Origin of the sequence: Stenotrophomonas sp. YAU14D1_LEIMI4_1 (genome assembly GCF_003086815.1) — a bacterium.
Lineage (GTDB): Bacteria > Pseudomonadota > Gammaproteobacteria > Xanthomonadales > Xanthomonadaceae > Stenotrophomonas.
Genome location: NZ_CP025997.1, coordinates 417,932 through 433,966 on the forward strand (window position 1 = coordinate 417,932; position 16,035 = coordinate 433,966).

Consider the following 16,035-nt stretch of genomic DNA (forward strand, 5'->3'; position numbering starts at 1 on the left):
CGCCCTACAGGCGCAGGGTGGCGCGCGCCTTCAGCAGCTCGCGCAGTTCGTACTTGTCAGTATCGTCCAGGCCCTGTTGGCGCTGCTTTGCCAACAGCTCGTCCAGACGTTGCACCAGCAGTTGTTTCTCCAGCTGGGCGACGGCGTCGTGCAGTTCCTGGGTCCACACCGCCTCATCGCCGGGCAGGGTCTGCGCGGCCAGCGTGTGCAGCGAGGCCTGCTCTTCGCGGCCGTCGAAATGCTGCAGCAGGGCGCCGGTGCTGATGTCCGGGCGCTGTTCGACCAGCCCCAGCAGTTCCAGCAGCAGCTCCACGCCGGGCAGGCGCAGGCCCTGGAAGTGGTGCTTGCCGCCCAGCGTGAGCGCCAGCGATGGCTGCTGCAGCAGTACGGCAATGGCGCCGCGCACCAGGCTGCGCTTGGCGATGGGCTGGATCTGCCGGGCCGGCGCGCGCTGCGGCATCGGCGCGCGCGCGGCCGCCGCGTTGCCGCCGCCCAGGCCGGTCAGCTGCGCCAGCTGCTGCTTCATCAGGTCGCCGAAGGCGCCGTCGGGAATCTGCGCCAGCATCGGCTTTGCGCGTTCGGCCAGGCGGGCCTTGCCGTCCAGCGTGCCCAGGTTGATCTCGCGGGTCAGTTCATCGAAGAAGAACTGCGACAGCGGCGTGGCCTGCTTCAGGCGTTCGTTGAAGACCTCGGCGCCTTCCTTGCGCACGATGGTGTCCGGGTCCTCGCCGTCGGGCAGGAACAGGAAGAAGGCCTGGCGGCCATCCTTCATGCGCGGCAGCACCGATTCCAGCGCCTTCCAGCCGGCACGGCGGCCGGCGGCGTCACCGTCGAAGCAGAAGAACACGTCCGGCGCGTTGCGGAACAGCAGCTCGGCATGGTCGGGCGTGGTGGCCGTGCCCAGCGTGGCCACCGCCTGGGTGACCCCGAACTGGAACAGCGAGACCACGTCCATGTAGCCCTCGACCACGATCAGCCGCTCGATCTTCTGGTTGGCCTGGCGCACCTGCCACAGGCCGTACAGTTCGCGGCCCTTGTGGAACAGCGCAGTTTCCGGCGAGTTGAGGTACTTGGGGCCGTCGTCCTTCTCGAACACGCGGCCGCCGAAGGCGATCACCCGGCCACGGCGGTCGAAGATCGGAAACATCACCCGGTCGCGGAACTTGTCGTAGACGTGGCCGCGGTCGTTCTTGGAAAACAGGCCGGCGCGATCGAGCAGCTTCATCTTGCGCTCGTCCTTGCCCAGCGCATCGCGCAGCCCGCTGTAGCCGTCCGGCGCGTAGCCGATCTGGAAGCGGGCGCGGTTCTCTTCGTCCACGCCACGGCCGTCCAGATAGGTACGCGCCTTGTCGCTGCCTTCCAGGTTCTTCTGGAAGAACTTCATGGCCGCATCCAGCGCGGCATACAACTCGCGGCCTTCGTCCTGCTGCTGCGCGCTGCGCGGGTTCTCGCTGCGCGGCACTTCCATGCCGGCGCGCTTGGCCAGTTCGTCCACCGCGTCGAGGAACTCGAGGCGGTCGTAGTTCATCAGGAAGCTGATGGCGGTGCCGTGCGCGCCGCAGCCGAAGCAGTGGTAGAACTGCTTGGTGGGCGAGACGGTGAACGAGGCCGAGCGTTCATCGTGGAACGGGCAGCGGGCGGCGTATTCCTTGCCCTGGCGCTTCAGCGGCACGCGGCTGCCGACCACCTCGACGATGTCGGAGCGGGCCAGCAGGTCGTCGATGAATGCGTCGGGGATACGGGCCATGGGCAACAGGGCAGGGGCGCGGCCGGCAGGGCCACGCAGAGGGGAACAGTCAGTGCCCCTAGTTTACCCCTTGCTGGGCATCTGCCTGCGCCGTGGCCGGATCGATGCCGGCCAGCGCCAGATGGTTGCGCGCGCGCAGGCGTTCGTCGATCACCGCGGTCATCAAGGCGCCGACGAAGAACACCACGGTGGCGTAGTAGATCCAGACCAGCGAAATGACCAGCGCGCCCATCGACCCGTAGGCGCTGCCCGGTGCGACGGTGGCGATGTACACGCCGATGCCATAGCGCCCCAGCGCGAACAGCGCCGAGGTGATGACGCCGCCGATGAAGGCCTGGCGCCAGGCCACGCGGCGGTCCGGCAGGTAGTGGTACATGAAGGCGAAGCCGGCCGCGTACAGCAGCAGGCTGGTCAGGTAGCCGATGGCCGGCAGCACCGACGGCAGCTGCGCGAATGCGACCTGCAGCATGGTGGTGGCGGTCATCGACAGGATCAGCAGGAAGCCCAGCGCCAGCACCACGCCGAAGGAGAACACGCGCTTGCGCAGCCAGGCCTTGATGCCGTCCAGGCGTTCGCCGCTGGTGCGGAAGATCAGGTTCAGTGCGTTCTGCAGCTGGGCGAACACCGCCGTCGCGCCGATGAACAGCAGCAGGGTGCTCCACAGCCCGGCCAGCGAGCCCACGTCGGGCTGGTTGTCGGCGTTCTTCAGCACGGTTTCGGCCACCGTGGCGGCACTGCTGCCGGCCACCGAGCTGATCTGTTCGACCAGGGCCTGCTGCGCGGGCGGGTACAGCGAGGCGGTCAGCCACAGCAGCAGCACCAGCAGCGGTGCCATCGACAGCAGGGCGTAGAAGGAGACCGAGGCGGCCTGGGTGAGCACGTCGATGTCGACGAAGCGCTTGCCTACCGCCATCGGGAAACTGTCCTGCAGGCGCTGGACGTACTTTTGCAGATTCACGGGGACGCGGGGTGCCGGTTCGACCATGCGGCTGTTGTAGCAGCCGGAGGTCGAAGGCGTGGTGAAGCGCCGGGGACCGCGATGGGGTCAGAGCCCTTTCGCGTGGCGAAAGGGATCCGACCCCGGGAATGCTGCGATGGGGTCAGATCCCTTTCGCGAGCGAAAGGGCTCTGACCCCAAGGGCTGGCTTACGACAGCTGCTGCTTGACCAGCTTGGACACCAGGCCCATGTCGGCCTGGCCAGCCAGCTTCGGCTTCAGCGCGCCCATCAGCTTGCCGATGTCGGCCGGGGTGCTGGCGCCGGTTTCGGCCATGGCGGCCTGGATGGCGGCCACGATCTCGGCTTCGCCCATCTTGGCCGGCAGGTAGGCTTCGATCACCACGATCTCGGCGCGCTCGATCTCGGCCAGGTCTTCACGGTTGGCCGCTTCGTACTGGCTGACCGAGTCCTTGCGCTGCTTGACCATCTTGTCCAGCACGGCGATCACGGCGGTGTCATCCAGCTCGATGCGCTCGTCCACTTCCTTCTGCTTGATGGCGGCGTTGATCAGGCGGATCACGCCCAGCTTGTGCTTCTCGCCGCCCTTCATGGCGGCCTTCATGTCTTCGGTGAGCTGCTGCTTCATGCTCATGAGGAACCTCGAGGTGATGGTGGTGGGGCAGGGCGGATGCCCGGGCCCGGAAACGCAAAAAGCCGGCAACGCTCGCGCGTGCCGGCTTCGACTCCACTGCGGAAGGACGAGCCCGCCGCAATGAAGATGCGTCCGATCAGTACAGGCGCTGACGCTTGGTGACGTCGCGCGACGAGCGGCGCAGCTGACGCTTCACAGCAGCGGCGGCCTTGCGCTTGCGCTCCTGGGTCGGCTTTTCGTAGAACTCGCGCTTGCGGGTTTCGGCCAGCACACCGGCCTTTTCGCAAGTGCGCTTGAAGCGGCGAAGAGCAAACTCGAAGGGCTCGTTCTCGCGGACTTTGACGCTGGGCATGGAATCTCCGGGACACAGTAGAACCGGGTCACGCCCGGCGAGCCGCACATTATAGCGGCGAAAAGACAAACTGCAAGCGGCCAACCCTGAATACGGGCCGGTGGTTCGATTGCAGAGGGTTCTGCACAGTCCCCGAGGGACCGGCAGGGGCGTCATAATAGCAGGCATGCGAGTCCTTGGCATCGAATCTTCCTGTGATGAGACCGGCGTGGCGGTGTATGACACCGACCTGGCCGGCAGCGCGGCCCTGCGCGCCCATGCGGTCTACAGCCAGATCGCCCTGCACGCCAAATACGGTGGTGTGGTGCCCGAGCTGGCCAGCCGTGACCACGTGCGCAAGCTGCTGCCGTTGATCCGCCAGACCCTGGGCGAGGCCGGGCTGGGCGTGGACGACATTGACGGGGTGGCCTACACGGCCGGCCCCGGCCTGGTCGGCGCCCTGCTGGTGGGGGCGGGCGTGGCCCGTTCGCTGGCCTGGGCGCTGGAGGTGCCGGCGGTGGGCGTACACCATATGGAAGGCCACCTGCTGGCGCCGTTGATGGAAGACGACCCGCCGCAGGCCCCGTTCGTGGCCCTGCTGGTGTCCGGCGGCCATACCCAGCTGGTGGCGGTGGATGCCATCGGCCAGTACCGCCTGCTGGGCGAAACCCTGGACGACGCGGCCGGCGAGGCCTTCGACAAGACCGCCAAGATGATGGGGCTGCCGTATCCCGGCGGCCCGCAGCTGGCCAGGCTGGCCGAGCAGGGCACGCCCGGCGTGTACCGCTTCGCGCGGCCGATGACCGACCGGCCGGGGCTGGATTTCAGCTTCTCCGGCTTGAAGACCCAGGTCCTGATGGCCTGGCGCGACAGCGACCAGAGCGAGCAGACCCGCGCCGACATTGCCCGTGGCTTCGAAGATGCGGTGGTGGAAACGCTGAGCATCAAGTGCGAGCGCGCGCTGGAAGCGGCCGGCACCAACGTGATCGTGGTGGCCGGCGGCGTGGGCGCCAACAAGCGCCTGCGCGCGCGCCTGCAGCAGATGGCCGAACGCCTGGGCGGCCGTGCCTGCTTCCCGCGCCCGGCGCTGTGCACCGACAACGGCGCGATGATCGCCTTCGCCGGCGCGCTGCGGCTGCAGGCCGGGCAGCACAACCCGCCGAAGGTCGAGGTGACCCCGCGCTGGGACATGGCGACCCTGCCGGCGGTGTGAACGACGATTTCCCGGCGGCGTAAACCACGCGCGCCGGTAGCGCCGGGCCATGCCCGGCGGACGCATTACGGACGGGCACCCAACGGCGATGCGGCCAGCACCGTCGTCGCCCGCTCATGCCGCTGCAGCCAGCCAAGGGTATGTGGGCAGCGCGCATGGATCAGCCGCCCGATCGCGGCCAGGTCGGCACCGATGTCGCGCTCCAGGATGGGTTCGTGGTGGGCGATGCGGTTGCGCAGGTGGCGGATGCGGTCGAGGTCGGCATGGATGGACCGACGCAGGACGGACAGCGGCGCCGAGGGTGCGTGTGGCAGCACCAGACTCATGGTCCCGGCCCAGATCGAATGCTCGAACCGTCGAGCGAACAATTGCTGCCAGAAGCCGAATCGCAGCTTGGCGATGACCTCGGGTACATCCCTGGGAGCTCCGGCGCTGCCGCAGGCATCGCGTAGCGATGCAAGCGCGCCTTCGGCAGGAAGACTGCGCAGCAGCGCTGGATGCCAAGGCCAGCATCGACCATAGCGATGCGCCAGCGCCGTAGCGGCTGCATTGCGGATCACGACCTCGCAGATGTGCAGCGGTGGCAGGAGAGCAGCACACATCTGCATGTTCCAGGCATAGAGCGTGGCGGGTTCGGCTACGCAACGCGAAGCGATGCGTTCGTAGGTCGACCATCTCTGCCGGGATAGTGCTGCCTGCAGGATCCTGCTTTCCTTCATCAACTCACTCCCAGGGAACGTGGCTTCACATTGACCTTGGGAACGAGGCAGGAACATCAGAAAACGGCATCAGGATCGTCAGTGTTTTTTGTGGATCGGCTCGGTCATTCACCCTGTCGTCTGCCGTGTCGCATTTGCCAATTGACTGGGCTGGGTGGCACTCCTAACCTTGCGGCGTGTGCTCCGGGACTCGCGGCTGGATTCCAGCTTCCCCTGGGGACGTTGAGAGGTACCAAAGGGCCCCGCTAGCAGGGCCCTTTGTTTTTTCCGCCGCATCCACCGCCACCCCCCGTTCCGGGCAGGCTCACCGCCGTGCCGGTACCATGGCCGTCTGTATTCGGCTGGTAACCGCAATGGACAAGGTTTTCATCGAAGGGCTGACCATCGACGCCCTGATCGGTATCTACGACTGGGAACGGCGCATCCGCCAGGACCTGGTGTTCGATCTGGAAATGGGCTTTGACAACCGTCGCCCGGCCGCCAGCGATGACATCGCCCATACCCTGAACTACAAGGCGGTCAGCAAACGCCTGGAACAGTTCGTGCGCGAATCGGAGTTCGGTCTGGTGGAAACGCTGGCCGAGCGCTGCGCGCAGATCGTGCTGGACGAATTCGAGGTGAAATGGCTGCGGCTGAAGCTGAGCAAGCCCGGTGCGGTGCGCGGCGCGCGCGCGGTGGGTGTGATCATCGAGCGTTCGCGCGACTGACGGAAACGGGTTTTTTCTGCCGGCCGCGGGCCGGCCTGCATGACACAACAACAAGGAGACAACGGATGGTGGACGCGGTGGTGGCGGTACAGTGGCTGGACCAGCTGCAGAACACACTGAAACCCTATCCCGGCGCCTACCTGGCGTTGATGATTTCGGCGCTGCTGATCGCCGCCGGCCTGGCCAACTGGGTGACCAAGCGCATCCTGCTGCGCGGCCTGCGGCGCCTGATCAGCCGCCTGCCCGGCGCCGATACCGGCCGTGGCAGCCACCTGATGCGGGTCATCGCGCGCCTGTCCAACGTGGTGCCCAGCCAGGTGATCGCCTCGGGCGTGGCGCTGATTCCCGATCTGCCGCCGCGCCTGGTCAGCGGCGTAGTGGCGCTGTGTACCGCCTGGGCGGTGCTGACCCTGGCGCTGGCGGTGTCGCACGCGCTGGACGCGGCCAACGACCTGTACGAGCGCAAGCCCGATGCCCGCAACAAGCCGATCAAGGGCTACCTGCAGGTGGTCAAGATCGTGGTGTTCGTGGCCGCCGGCCTGTCGATCCTGGCCACCCTGCTGGGGGTGAAGCTGGGGCCGCTGGTAACTGGCCTGGGCGCGGCCACTGCGGTGCTGATGCTGATCTTCCAGGACACCATCCTGTCGCTGGTGGCCAGCGTGCAGATCAGTGGCGACGGCCGCGTGCGCATTGGCGACTGGATCGAAATGCCCAGCCAGAATGCCGATGGCGACGTGATCGACATCGCCCTGCACACCATCACCGTGCAGAACTTCGACAAGACCATCACCACCATTCCGACCAAGAAGCTGGTGACCGAATCGTTCAAGAACTGGCGTGGCATGCAGGAAGCCGGCGGCCGCCGGATCAAGCGCGCGCTGTACCTGGACCAGCACAGCGTCGGCTTCCTGGATGACGGCGACCTGCAGTTCCTGGGCCAGTTCGCCCTGCTGGGCGACTACCTGCAGCAGAAGGAACAGGAGCTGGGGCAGTGGAACGGGCGCCTGCGCGAGCAGGGCGTGGCCGATGTGAACAGCCGCCGGGTGACCAACCTGGGCACCTTCCGGGTGTACGTGGAGCGCTACCTGCGCAACCACCCCGGCATCCACCAGGACATGACCCTGCTGGTGCGCCAGCTGCAGCCGACCACCGAAGGCCTGCCGCTGGAGCTGTACTGCTTCACCCGCAGCACTGCCTGGGCCGAATACGAAGCGGTGCAGTCGGACATCTTCGACCACCTGCTGGCCATCCTGCCGGCCTTCGGGCTGCGGGTGTTCCAGGCCTCCAGCGATGCCATGTTGATGGCCGGGCAGCGCCAGCAGGCCGGCTCGGAGTAAGCTGCACCCTCGCGTCCGCACCCGTATGGAACGCCCAGACTGTGGGCGGGCGCACGAAACTGAACGTAGAAACCTCTCGCCAAACCGCCCGGGAACGCTAGAATGCCGGGCTTGTAAACGTTTTCATAAGGACAGCTGGTGGCCTCCGATCGCATCGAATCCCTCATTGCCCAGATGACCGTCGAGGAAAAGGTCGGCCAGCTGGGTGTCTTCGCCGACATGGTGCGTCCGTTCGCGCCGGACGTGAACCCGGAAGCGAACGTGCGCAACGCCGACCAGGTGCTGCAGCAGGTGCGCGAGGGCAAGGTCGGCTCGCTGTTCAATGGCGTGGGCGCCGAACTGGGCCGCCGCATCCAGCAGGTGGCCACCGAGGAAAGCCGCCTGGGCATTCCGGTGATCCTGGCTGCCGACGTGATCCACGGCATGCGCACCGTGTTCCCGATCCCGCTGGGCGAAGCAGCCAGCTTCGAGCCGGACCTGGCCGAGCGCACCGCCCGTGCCACCGCCATCGAGGCCACCGCAGCCGGCCTGCACTGGACCTACGCGCCGGCGGTGGATATCGCCCGCGACCAGCGCTGGGGCCGCGGTGCCGAAGGCGCCGGTGAGGACGTGGTGCTGGGCTGTGCGTTCGCCGCCGCCCGCGTGCGTGGCTTCCAGGGCAGCGACCTGCGCGCCGCCGATTCGCTGCTGGCCACGCCCAAGCATTTCGCCGCCTACGGTGCGGTGATGGCTGGCATGGAATACAACATGGTGGACATCTCGCCGCAGACCCTGCGCGACGTGCACCTGCCGCCCTTCAAGGCCGCCTTCGATGCCGGCGCGATCACCGTGATGTCCTCGTTCAACGACATCAACGGCGTGCCGGCCAGTGCCAACGCCGAACTGCTGACCGACATCCTGCGCGGTGAGTGGAAGTTCCCGGGCGTGGTCATTTCCGATTACACCGCCGACATGGAACTGGTCGCCCACGGCTATGCCGCCGACGACCGCGATGCCACCGCCAAGGCGTTCACCGCCGGCCTGGACCTGAGCATGCAGAGCGGCTTCTACGCCGAACACCTGCCGGGCCTGGTGGAAAGCGGCGAAGTGCCGATGGCCGTGCTGGACGAAGGCGTGCGCCGCATCCTGTGGCTGAAGGAAACCATCGGCCTGTTCGACGACCCGTACCGGTCGCTGGACCCGGCGCGCGAAGCAGACACCGCGCACATCGCCGCCCACGACGAGCTGTCGCGCGACGCCGCGCGCCGTTCCATCGTGCTGCTGAACAACCGCGACAACGTGCTGCCGCTGCAGAAGACCGGGCAGAAGATCGCGCTGATCGGCCCGTTCGTGCAGGACCGCGAGAACATCGAAGGCTGCTGGACCCTGTTCGGCGACAAGCAGCGCTACGTGGATCTGGAAACCGGCGTGCGCGCGGCCATCGGCGATGCAGCGCTGCTGGAAATCGTGCCGGGCTGCGAGCTGGAAGCGGCCATCCCGGGCGGCACCGAAGCGGCCGTGGCCGCTGCGCTGCGCGCCGATGTGGTGGTGCTGGCACTGGGCGAACCGCAGCGCTACAGCGGTGAAGCGCAGTCGCGCGTGGAAATCACCCTGCCGCCGGCACAGCAGGCGCTGGCCGAGGCCGTGGCGATGACCGGCAAGCCGCTGGTGGTGCTGCTGCGCAATGGTCGCGCGCTGGCCCTGCAGGGCGCGGTGCGCAATGCGCACGCCGTGGCGGTTACCTGGTACCTGGGCACGCAGACCGGCCATGCCGTGGCCGATGTGCTGTTCGGCGATTACAGCCCGTCCGGCCGCCTGCCGGTCAGCTTCCCGCAGGTGTCCGGCCAGCAGCCGTACTTCTACAACCACCCGCGCACCGGCCGCCCGGAACTGCCGACCATGTCGGAATTCAAGGCGCGCTGGCGCGAGATTCCGAACGAGCCGCTGTACCCGTTCGGCCACGGCATCGGCTACGCCACCTTCGCCTACGGCGTGCCGCAGCTCAGCGCCGCGCAGCTGGGCTGGGATGACACCCTCACCGTGACCACCACCCTGACCAACACCGGCCGCGTGGCCGGCGAAGAAGTGGTGCAGCTGTACATCCACGACCGCGTGGCCAGCCGCGTGCGCCCGGTGCGTGAACTGAAGGACTTCCGCAAGGTGGCACTGCAACCGGGTGAATCGACCGAGGTGGTGTTCACCCTGACCCGCGAGCAGCTGGCGTTCACCGGCCGCGACGGCGTGCTGCGTGCCGAGCCGGGCCAGTTCGACGTGTGGGTGTGTGCCTCGTCGGCGGCCGGTGAAGCGGTGCAGTTCGAGTTGTTGAAGGGCTGATTGCGCCCTGATCCACGCATGGCGTGGATCTACGGCAAGCGGTAGCGCCGGGCAACACCCGGCGTTGCCTTGCTCACGATGCGCGAACACGCCGGGCGTGGCCCGGCGCTACCATCGGGCTTTCGATCCGATGGAGTCCGCGCATGCGCAAGATCGCTTTCCTGATACCGGCCCTGCTGCTGGCGGCCTGTTCGCAGCCGCCCGCGCCGTCCGAACCTGCGGCCGACGCACCGCCGCCGATGACCGGCGCCACGCCTGCCGAAGCGGCGGCGAGCACCACGCCCGATGCGGCCGCCGCGCCGCAGGCGGCTGCCGAGCAGGCAGGGCCCGAAGCCGATGACGCGCGTGCCCGCATCGACAGCGTGCTGGGCGACGCGGCGCAGTACGAAAAGGTGTTCAACGCGTTCAAGACCGCCGTGGTCGGTGGCGACCGTGCGGCAGTGGTGGAGGAAGTGCGCTTCCCGCTGAATATCGCCGGCGGCAAGAAGATCACCGGCCCGGGTGAATTCCAGCGCAACTACGAAACCATCATCACCCCGGCGGTGGTCAAGGCCGTGTCCGAACAGGATTTCGGCAAGGTCTTCGTGAACCAGCAGGGCGTGATGATCGGCGATGGCCAGGTCTGGTTGAACGGCACGTGCCTGGATGCGGCATGCACGCGCAGCGAAGTGAAGGTCATCACCATCCAGTAAGTGGAAAACGAAACGGCCCCGCATGCGGGGCCGTTCCAGCTGCGCATTGCCGGGTGATCAGGCCTTCGGCGTGAGCTTCAGCAGGCGTGCCTTGCTGCCATCTTCCAGCAGCCACAGCGCACCGTCCGGGCCCTGTTCCACTTCGCGGATGCGCTCACCCATGTTGAAGCGCTCGGCCTCGCGGGCGCTGTCGCCGTCGAAGGCCACGCGCACCAGCGAGGTGGACGACAGGCCGCCGATGAAGGCGCTGCCCTTCCACTGCGGGAACAGCGCGCCGTTGTAGAAGATCAACCCGGCCGGGGAAATCACCGGGTTCCAGGTGACCTTCGGCGCGGCAAATTCCGGGCGCGTGTCGTGGTCGGGAATCGGGCGGCCATCGTAGTGGTCGCCGTTGGACACGATGGGATAGCCGTAGTTGGAGCCGCGCTGGATCAGGTTCAGCTCGTCACCGCCGGCCGGGCCCATTTCCTGCGCCCACAGCTTGCCGTTGCCGTCGAAGGCGATGCCCAGGATGTTGCGGTGGCCCAGCGACCAGACCTGCGCCGCCACGCCGCCCTGCGATGCGAACGGATTGTCGGCCGGCAGCGTGCCGTCGTCGTTCAGGCGCACGATCTTGCCCAGGTTGCTGCCCATGTCCTGCGCCGGATCGAACTTCTGCCGCTCGCTGGAACCGATCCACAGCTTGCCATCGGGGCCGAACACCAGGCGGTGGCCGTAGTGGCCCTGGCCGCTGACCTTCGGCGTCTGCCGCCAGATCACCTGCAGGTCCTTCAGCTCGCCGCCGCCCTGCGCGTCCAAGGCCAGGGTGGCACGGGCCACGGCCGCGCCGCGCGTGTCCAGCGTGCCTTCTTCGGCATAACTGACGTAAACGACATTGTTGCGGGCGAAGTCCGGATGCAGGATTACATCGCCGAAGCCACCCTGGCCGCCATAGGCCACCTTCGGCACGCCGCGGATCTCATGCTTGGCGCCGCTGGCGATATCGAAGTGCTGCAGCTTGCCGCGCTTTTCGGTCACCAGCAGGCTGCCGTCGGGCAGGAAGGTCATCGCCCAGGGCTGGTCGAAGCGGCTGACTTCGGTGGCGGTGAACGGGCGCTCGCCAGTGCTGGCCGGCGCTGCGGCGGCTGCGGAGGTGGCTGCCGTGTCCGGGCCGGCGGCGCTGCAGGCGGTGGTGGCAAGGATCGGCAACAGGCCGAGGGCGAGCAGCAGGGGCGTGCGGGTCATGGGTATCTCCAACGGGGATGCGGATGGCCAGGCTCTGTGTTGTATACCACCGTGGGGGTGACGGTCGTGGCCCGAAGGTCCTGCTGCCCCCTGTGCGGCGCTTCGCCAATGGTCTAGGGTGGCCGTGCCCGGGCAATGCATGCCCGCCAGTCTGCAAGGATCTGCAATGCACACCCCCGTTACCGCACGACCGTCCCCCGCTTTCATCGCCGCCTCGTGGGTGGCCCTGCTGCTGGGGGCGGTGGCCTACCTGATCGGCCTGTTCAACGCGCAGATGGCGCTGAACGAGAAAGGCTACTACCTGACCCTGCTGCTGTTCGGCCTGTTTGCCGCCGTTTCCCTGCAGAAAAGCGTGCGCGACCGGGTGGAAGGCATCCCGGTGAGCGGGCTGTACTACGCGCTGTGCTGGTTTGCGCTGCTGTCGGCGCTGCTGTTGTTGCTGGTGGGCTTGTGGAACGCCACCCTGGCGCTGAGCGAGAAGGGCTTCTACGGCATGGCCTTCGCGCTGTCGCTGTTTGGTGCGGTGGCGGTGCAGAAGAACACCCGCGACCTGATCGCGGCAGGTGCGGGTGAAGCGCCGCGTGGGACGGCCATTCCGCCGCTGCCGGAACAGGAATGACGGGTGAGCGGTGGCGCCGAGCCTATCCGGCGCCACCGATGCGCAGCCGTGTTCAGCGATTGCGTGGCACGCGCTCGGATTCTTCCCAGCCACGGCGCACCGCGTTGCGCGCCTGCGCCCATTCCAGCCGGCTCTTGCCGCGCTCCTGCGCCCAGCGGCCTTCCAGCTCGCGCTCGACCTCCTCGTAGGCGCGGATGATGTCCTGCGCACGCGCGGAATGGCCCAACTGATAGGCCGGTTCATAGTCGTCGAAGTACAGGCTTTCGTCGTAGTACGGCTCGGCCGTGTAACGGTCGCGCCAGTAGTCGGAAACGGCCTGGCGCGGGGTGCTGTCTTCCGGCACGCGGCCGGGAATCTGATAGTCGGGGCTCATCGCTCGGGCTCCGTGGTGGACGAAGCCTGATCGTGCCCGGGCGGCGGTTAACAGCCCGGGCCGGTTGCGTGAAGGGCAGGTATCCCTGTTCTGTAGCGTCGAGCCATGCTCGACGGCCGTTAAATCCAGTCGAGCATGGCTCGACTCTACATGTCGGGTTTGCGCGGCAGCTTGTAGATCACCGCGCCGATGGCAAAGGCGATCAGCGCGGCGGCGATGTTCTGCCAGCTGGCGCTGATGAACAAGGCCAGGCACAGCAGCAGCGCAAGCACCGGAATCAGCGGGCCGCCAGGCAGCTTCAACGCACCGGGCCGGTCGGCGAAACGCTTGGCCAGCACCAGCACCGCCGCCGCCGTGCCGATGTAGGCGAACAGGCGCGTGGTCATCGACAGCAGGGCCAACTGCACGAACGAACCGGACAGCGCCAGGCCCAGTGCGATCACGCCCTGGCACAGAATGGCGGCGGCCGGCGTGCGGAAGCGCGGATGCACCTGCGCCAGCACCTTCGGCCCGTAGCCATCGCGGGCCAGGGCGAACAGGAAGCGCGGGCCCATCATCATGGTGTTGCTGTTGGTGCCCAGAATGGAGATCGTGGCGCCCACGGTCAGGATCAGGGCCAGCGCCTCGCCACCGAAGCCGGCGGCGGCATCGGCCAGCGGCGTGGCCGAACTGGCCAGGCCGGCCAGGGTGCCCTGCGCGACCAGCTGCACCGCACCGTAGATCACGGTGACGGTGACGATCATGGTGATCAGCGCGAAGGGAATATCGCGGCGCGGGTTGCGGTACTCACCGGCGGCGGCCGGAATGTTCTCGAACCCGGCATAGGCGTACAGCAGCAGCAGGGCTGCTTCGCCCATGCGTTGCAGGTCGTGCGGGTCGGGGCGCTGGCCGGAGAAGGCCAACTGCGGATCGATGTAGAAGGCGCCGATGGCCACGAACAGCAGCAGCGGCAGCATCTTGCCGATCACCAGCACGATGCCGGTGCGCGCGGCCGAGCGCACGCCGATGATGTTTACCCCCGTCAGGAAGCCCAGCGACAGCACGATGACCGCAAGCCGGCCGACGCCGGCACCGGCCCACGGCCAGAAGCGCGCCACGGCATCGGCCAGCGCATTGCTGAGTGCGGCGGCGGAACTGATGCGGGTCAGCCAGATCATCCAGCCGATCTCGAAGCCGGCGAAACGGCCGAAGGCTTCGCGCGCGTACAGGTAACTGCCACCGGGTTCATCGAAGTAGCTGGCGGCCTGCGCATAGCACAGCACCAGCAGGGCCACCACGATGCCGGCGGCGACCACGCCCCACAGGCTGAAGGGGCCGAGCAGGGCGACCGTGGCCGCCGGCAGTAGGTAGATGCCGCTGCCGATCACATCGTTGATCGACAGCCCGACGATCTGCCAGCGGCTGACCGCGCGCTGCAGCTGCGGTTCGTCCTGTGCGCTCAACGCAGTGCCCCCGTCAGTACGGGCAGTTGCCAGCGGTCCTGGTAATGCAGGTACTGCGCGCGCGGCAGCAGCACGAAGCGTGGTTGCGCGTCATCTTTCAGCCAGGCCAGCAGGGTGCCCATGTGGGCGGCGGTCATGGCGGTGCAGCCGGCGGTGGCTTCGGCGGGCTGGCGCCACAGATGGGCGAAGATGCAACTGCCGCGGCCGGGTTCATTGCCGGCGTTGTGAGCAATGATGAAGCCCTGTTGATAGCGCACGTCGCCCTTGTTGTGCAGGTCCAGCCGCATCGGCTCGGTGGAATCCTTCACCGCCTCGGCACCCACTTCGCGCGCATCCACCACCTGGTTGTAGTACGGCGATGCCGGTACATCCATGCAGTAACTGCTTTGCTGCATCGGCAGATAGGTCAGCCCGGTGCTGGCCTTGGCCGCGTAGCCGAAGGCACTGCCGATGGCGAAGACACCGGCCGGGCTGCGGCCATCGCCTTCCTGCTTCTGCGGGCCGTCCATCGGTGCGCCGGCCAGGCCCAGGCCCCAGGCGCTGCCCTTGCGCCCGATCGCCACGTCGAATGCCGGGCCCTGCGGCTGCCAGCCCTTGGCGCCGCGGGTGTAGGCCTGCAGCTTGCCCTGCGTGGCATCCCAGTCGTCAGTCACCACCACCACCAGCTGGTTGCTGTGCGCCAGGGGCGGCGGCAGCGGGCTGAGGGCGGCGGCGGGCAACTGCGGCAGCAGGATCAACAGACCCACGCTGACAGCACGACGGAACAAGCGGTTCATGCAGGCACTCCGGTCAGGAATCCAACAGGTGGTCGATCCGCTCCAGGTTCACCGCCAGCTGGCGCTTGCGATCCGGATTGGCATGGCACAGCAGCACGAACAGGAAATCCAGCAGCGCGTGCATGGCACTACGGTACAGCAGCTGCGCCACCTGCGGCGCGCGGTCGTGCGCGCACACCACCAGCGACGCGGCGGCGTGCGCGCGCAGCGGGTTGGCGGTGTGGCGGGTGATCGATACGACCTTGCCGCCCATGTCCTGGAACTGCCGCGACAGGTGCGAAAGCTGCGGCAGGTGGCCGAATTCGGAAAACACCAGCAGCACATCGCCGGGCCGCGCGGCGGACAGGTTGGCCAGCAGCAGCACCGGGTCGGTGTGGGGTACCACCAGCAGGCCCAGCAGCGAAAGGCGCATGGCGAACTCGCGTGCGTACAGGCCGTCGTCGCCCAGGCCGTACACGAACAGCTTGGGCGCGCCATCGAGCATCTGCACGATGCGTTCGATTTCCTCGCGTGGGTTGGCCGCGCGGGTTTCTTCCTCGGCCTGCGCCTTGCTGCGCTGCAGGGCATCGTCCAGCCGCTGGTAGTCGTCGCCGCCTTCGGGCTCATGCGGGGCCTGCGGCGCAGCGCTGCCGGCGCGGGCCACGTCCTGGCCGATGGAGTACTTCAGGTCCGGGTAGCCCTTGAAGCCCAGCTTCTGGCTGAACTTCACCACGCTGGACTGGCTGATGCCCAGCGCGCTGGCCAGCTGCTGCGAGGAGTAATCGCGCAGCAGGTGGGCGTTGTCCAGGATGAAATCGGCGATGCGGCGTTCGATGGCCGACATCTGCCCACGCTCGGCGCGGATTTTCAGCAGGGGCGGCATGGGGGGCGTCCGGGGGTTATCAAAGGCGTTGCGGTGGGTCGCGTAGAGCGGGTCATGGGGTGGGGCGGGCGGTTGGGGTTTGCGGGGGAC

16 protein-coding genes are annotated in these 16,035 nt (G+C 67.5%); 6 read left to right on the forward strand and 10 right to left on the reverse strand.

Annotation, left to right across the window (positions count from 1 at the left end; all coding sequences use genetic code 11):
- Positions 1 to 4: 4 nt before the first annotated feature.
- From dnaG to rpsU, 4 genes are all read right to left on the reverse strand, one after another.
- On the reverse strand, positions 5 to 1,747 hold the full coding sequence (dnaG, locus tag C1932_RS01885; protein WP_108761029.1) for a DNA primase: 1,743 nt from the start codon (positions 1,745 to 1,747) through the stop codon (positions 5 to 7).
- A gap of 58 nt (positions 1,748 to 1,805) precedes the next feature.
- Positions 1,806 to 2,732 carry a YihY/virulence factor BrkB family protein gene (locus C1932_RS01890; RefSeq protein WP_108748250.1) on the reverse strand — a complete coding sequence of 309 codons (927 nt, stop codon included), beginning with the start codon at positions 2,730 to 2,732 and terminating at the stop codon, positions 1,806 to 1,808.
- A 161-nt stretch (positions 2,733 to 2,893) separates the two neighbouring features.
- Positions 2,894 to 3,337, reverse strand: a complete 444-nt coding sequence (locus C1932_RS01895) for a GatB/YqeY domain-containing protein (RefSeq protein WP_108751946.1) — start codon at positions 3,335 to 3,337, stop codon at positions 2,894 to 2,896.
- A gap of 136 nt (positions 3,338 to 3,473) precedes the next feature.
- Positions 3,474 to 3,689, reverse strand: a complete 216-nt coding sequence (gene rpsU, locus C1932_RS01900; protein ID WP_002808376.1) for a 30S ribosomal protein S21 — start codon at positions 3,687 to 3,689, stop codon at positions 3,474 to 3,476.
- 166 nt (positions 3,690 to 3,855) lie between these two features.
- Between rpsU and tsaD the strand changes: the two genes are divergently transcribed.
- On the forward strand, positions 3,856 to 4,881 hold the full coding sequence (tsaD, locus tag C1932_RS01905; protein WP_108761030.1) for a tRNA (adenosine(37)-N6)-threonylcarbamoyltransferase complex transferase subunit TsaD: 1,026 nt from the start codon (positions 3,856 to 3,858) through the stop codon (positions 4,879 to 4,881).
- Positions 4,882 to 4,946: 65 nt separating this feature from the next.
- On the opposite strand, the gene C1932_RS01910 is transcribed toward tsaD, so the two are convergent.
- On the reverse strand, positions 4,947 to 5,600 hold the full coding sequence (locus C1932_RS01910; RefSeq protein ID WP_108755204.1) for a hypothetical protein: 654 nt from the start codon (positions 5,598 to 5,600) through the stop codon (positions 4,947 to 4,949).
- 353 nt (positions 5,601 to 5,953) lie between these two features.
- On the opposite strand from C1932_RS01910, the gene folB reads away from it, so the two are divergent.
- From folB to C1932_RS01930, 4 genes are all read left to right on the forward strand, one after another.
- Positions 5,954 to 6,307 (forward strand): dihydroneopterin aldolase, encoded by a 354-nt coding sequence (gene folB / locus C1932_RS01915; protein WP_108751949.1) that lies wholly within the window; start codon positions 5,954 to 5,956, stop codon positions 6,305 to 6,307.
- Between the two features lie 65 nt (positions 6,308 to 6,372).
- Entirely contained in the window at positions 6,373 to 7,644 is a 1,272-nt protein-coding gene (locus C1932_RS01920; protein ID WP_108761031.1) for a mechanosensitive ion channel domain-containing protein, read from the forward strand.
- A gap of 138 nt (positions 7,645 to 7,782) precedes the next feature.
- On the forward strand, positions 7,783 to 9,957 hold the full coding sequence (locus C1932_RS01925) for a glycoside hydrolase family 3 N-terminal domain-containing protein (RefSeq protein ID WP_108761032.1): 2,175 nt from the start codon (positions 7,783 to 7,785) through the stop codon (positions 9,955 to 9,957).
- 143 nt (positions 9,958 to 10,100) lie between these two features.
- Positions 10,101 to 10,649: a hypothetical protein gene (locus C1932_RS01930; protein ID WP_108761033.1), complete on the forward strand. Its 549-nt coding sequence runs from the start codon at positions 10,101 to 10,103 to the stop codon at positions 10,647 to 10,649.
- A gap of 57 nt (positions 10,650 to 10,706) precedes the next feature.
- Here C1932_RS01930 and C1932_RS01935 read toward each other — a convergent pair whose 3' ends face one another.
- Positions 10,707 to 11,873, reverse strand: coding sequence for a PQQ-dependent sugar dehydrogenase (locus C1932_RS01935; protein ID WP_108761034.1), 1,167 nt, complete (start codon positions 11,871 to 11,873; stop codon positions 10,707 to 10,709).
- A gap of 166 nt (positions 11,874 to 12,039) precedes the next feature.
- Here C1932_RS01935 and yiaA point away from each other — a divergent pair, with 166 nt between their 5' ends.
- Positions 12,040 to 12,492: an inner membrane protein YiaA gene (gene yiaA, locus C1932_RS01940; RefSeq protein ID WP_108761035.1), complete on the forward strand. Its 453-nt coding sequence runs from the start codon at positions 12,040 to 12,042 to the stop codon at positions 12,490 to 12,492.
- A 52-nt stretch (positions 12,493 to 12,544) separates the two neighbouring features.
- Here the strand turns inward: yiaA and C1932_RS01945 are convergent, their stop codons facing one another.
- The 4 genes from C1932_RS01945 to C1932_RS01960 form a co-directional block, all read right to left on the reverse strand.
- Positions 12,545 to 12,865 carry a hypothetical protein gene (locus C1932_RS01945; RefSeq protein WP_108751954.1) on the reverse strand — a complete coding sequence of 107 codons (321 nt, stop codon included), beginning with the start codon at positions 12,863 to 12,865 and terminating at the stop codon, positions 12,545 to 12,547.
- A gap of 146 nt (positions 12,866 to 13,011) precedes the next feature.
- Positions 13,012 to 14,307, reverse strand: coding sequence for an amino acid permease (locus tag C1932_RS01950; RefSeq protein WP_108761036.1), 1,296 nt, complete (start codon positions 14,305 to 14,307; stop codon positions 13,012 to 13,014).
- Entirely contained in the window at positions 14,304 to 15,083 is a 780-nt protein-coding gene (locus C1932_RS01955) for a hypothetical protein (RefSeq protein ID WP_234412263.1), read from the reverse strand. Before C1932_RS01955 ends, C1932_RS01950 begins: the two co-directional genes overlap by 4 nt.
- Positions 15,084 to 15,096: 13 nt before the next feature.
- Positions 15,097 to 15,945 carry a MurR/RpiR family transcriptional regulator gene (locus tag C1932_RS01960; RefSeq protein ID WP_108761037.1) on the reverse strand — a complete coding sequence of 283 codons (849 nt, stop codon included), beginning with the start codon at positions 15,943 to 15,945 and terminating at the stop codon, positions 15,097 to 15,099.
- Positions 15,946 to 16,035: the final 90 nt, after the last annotated feature.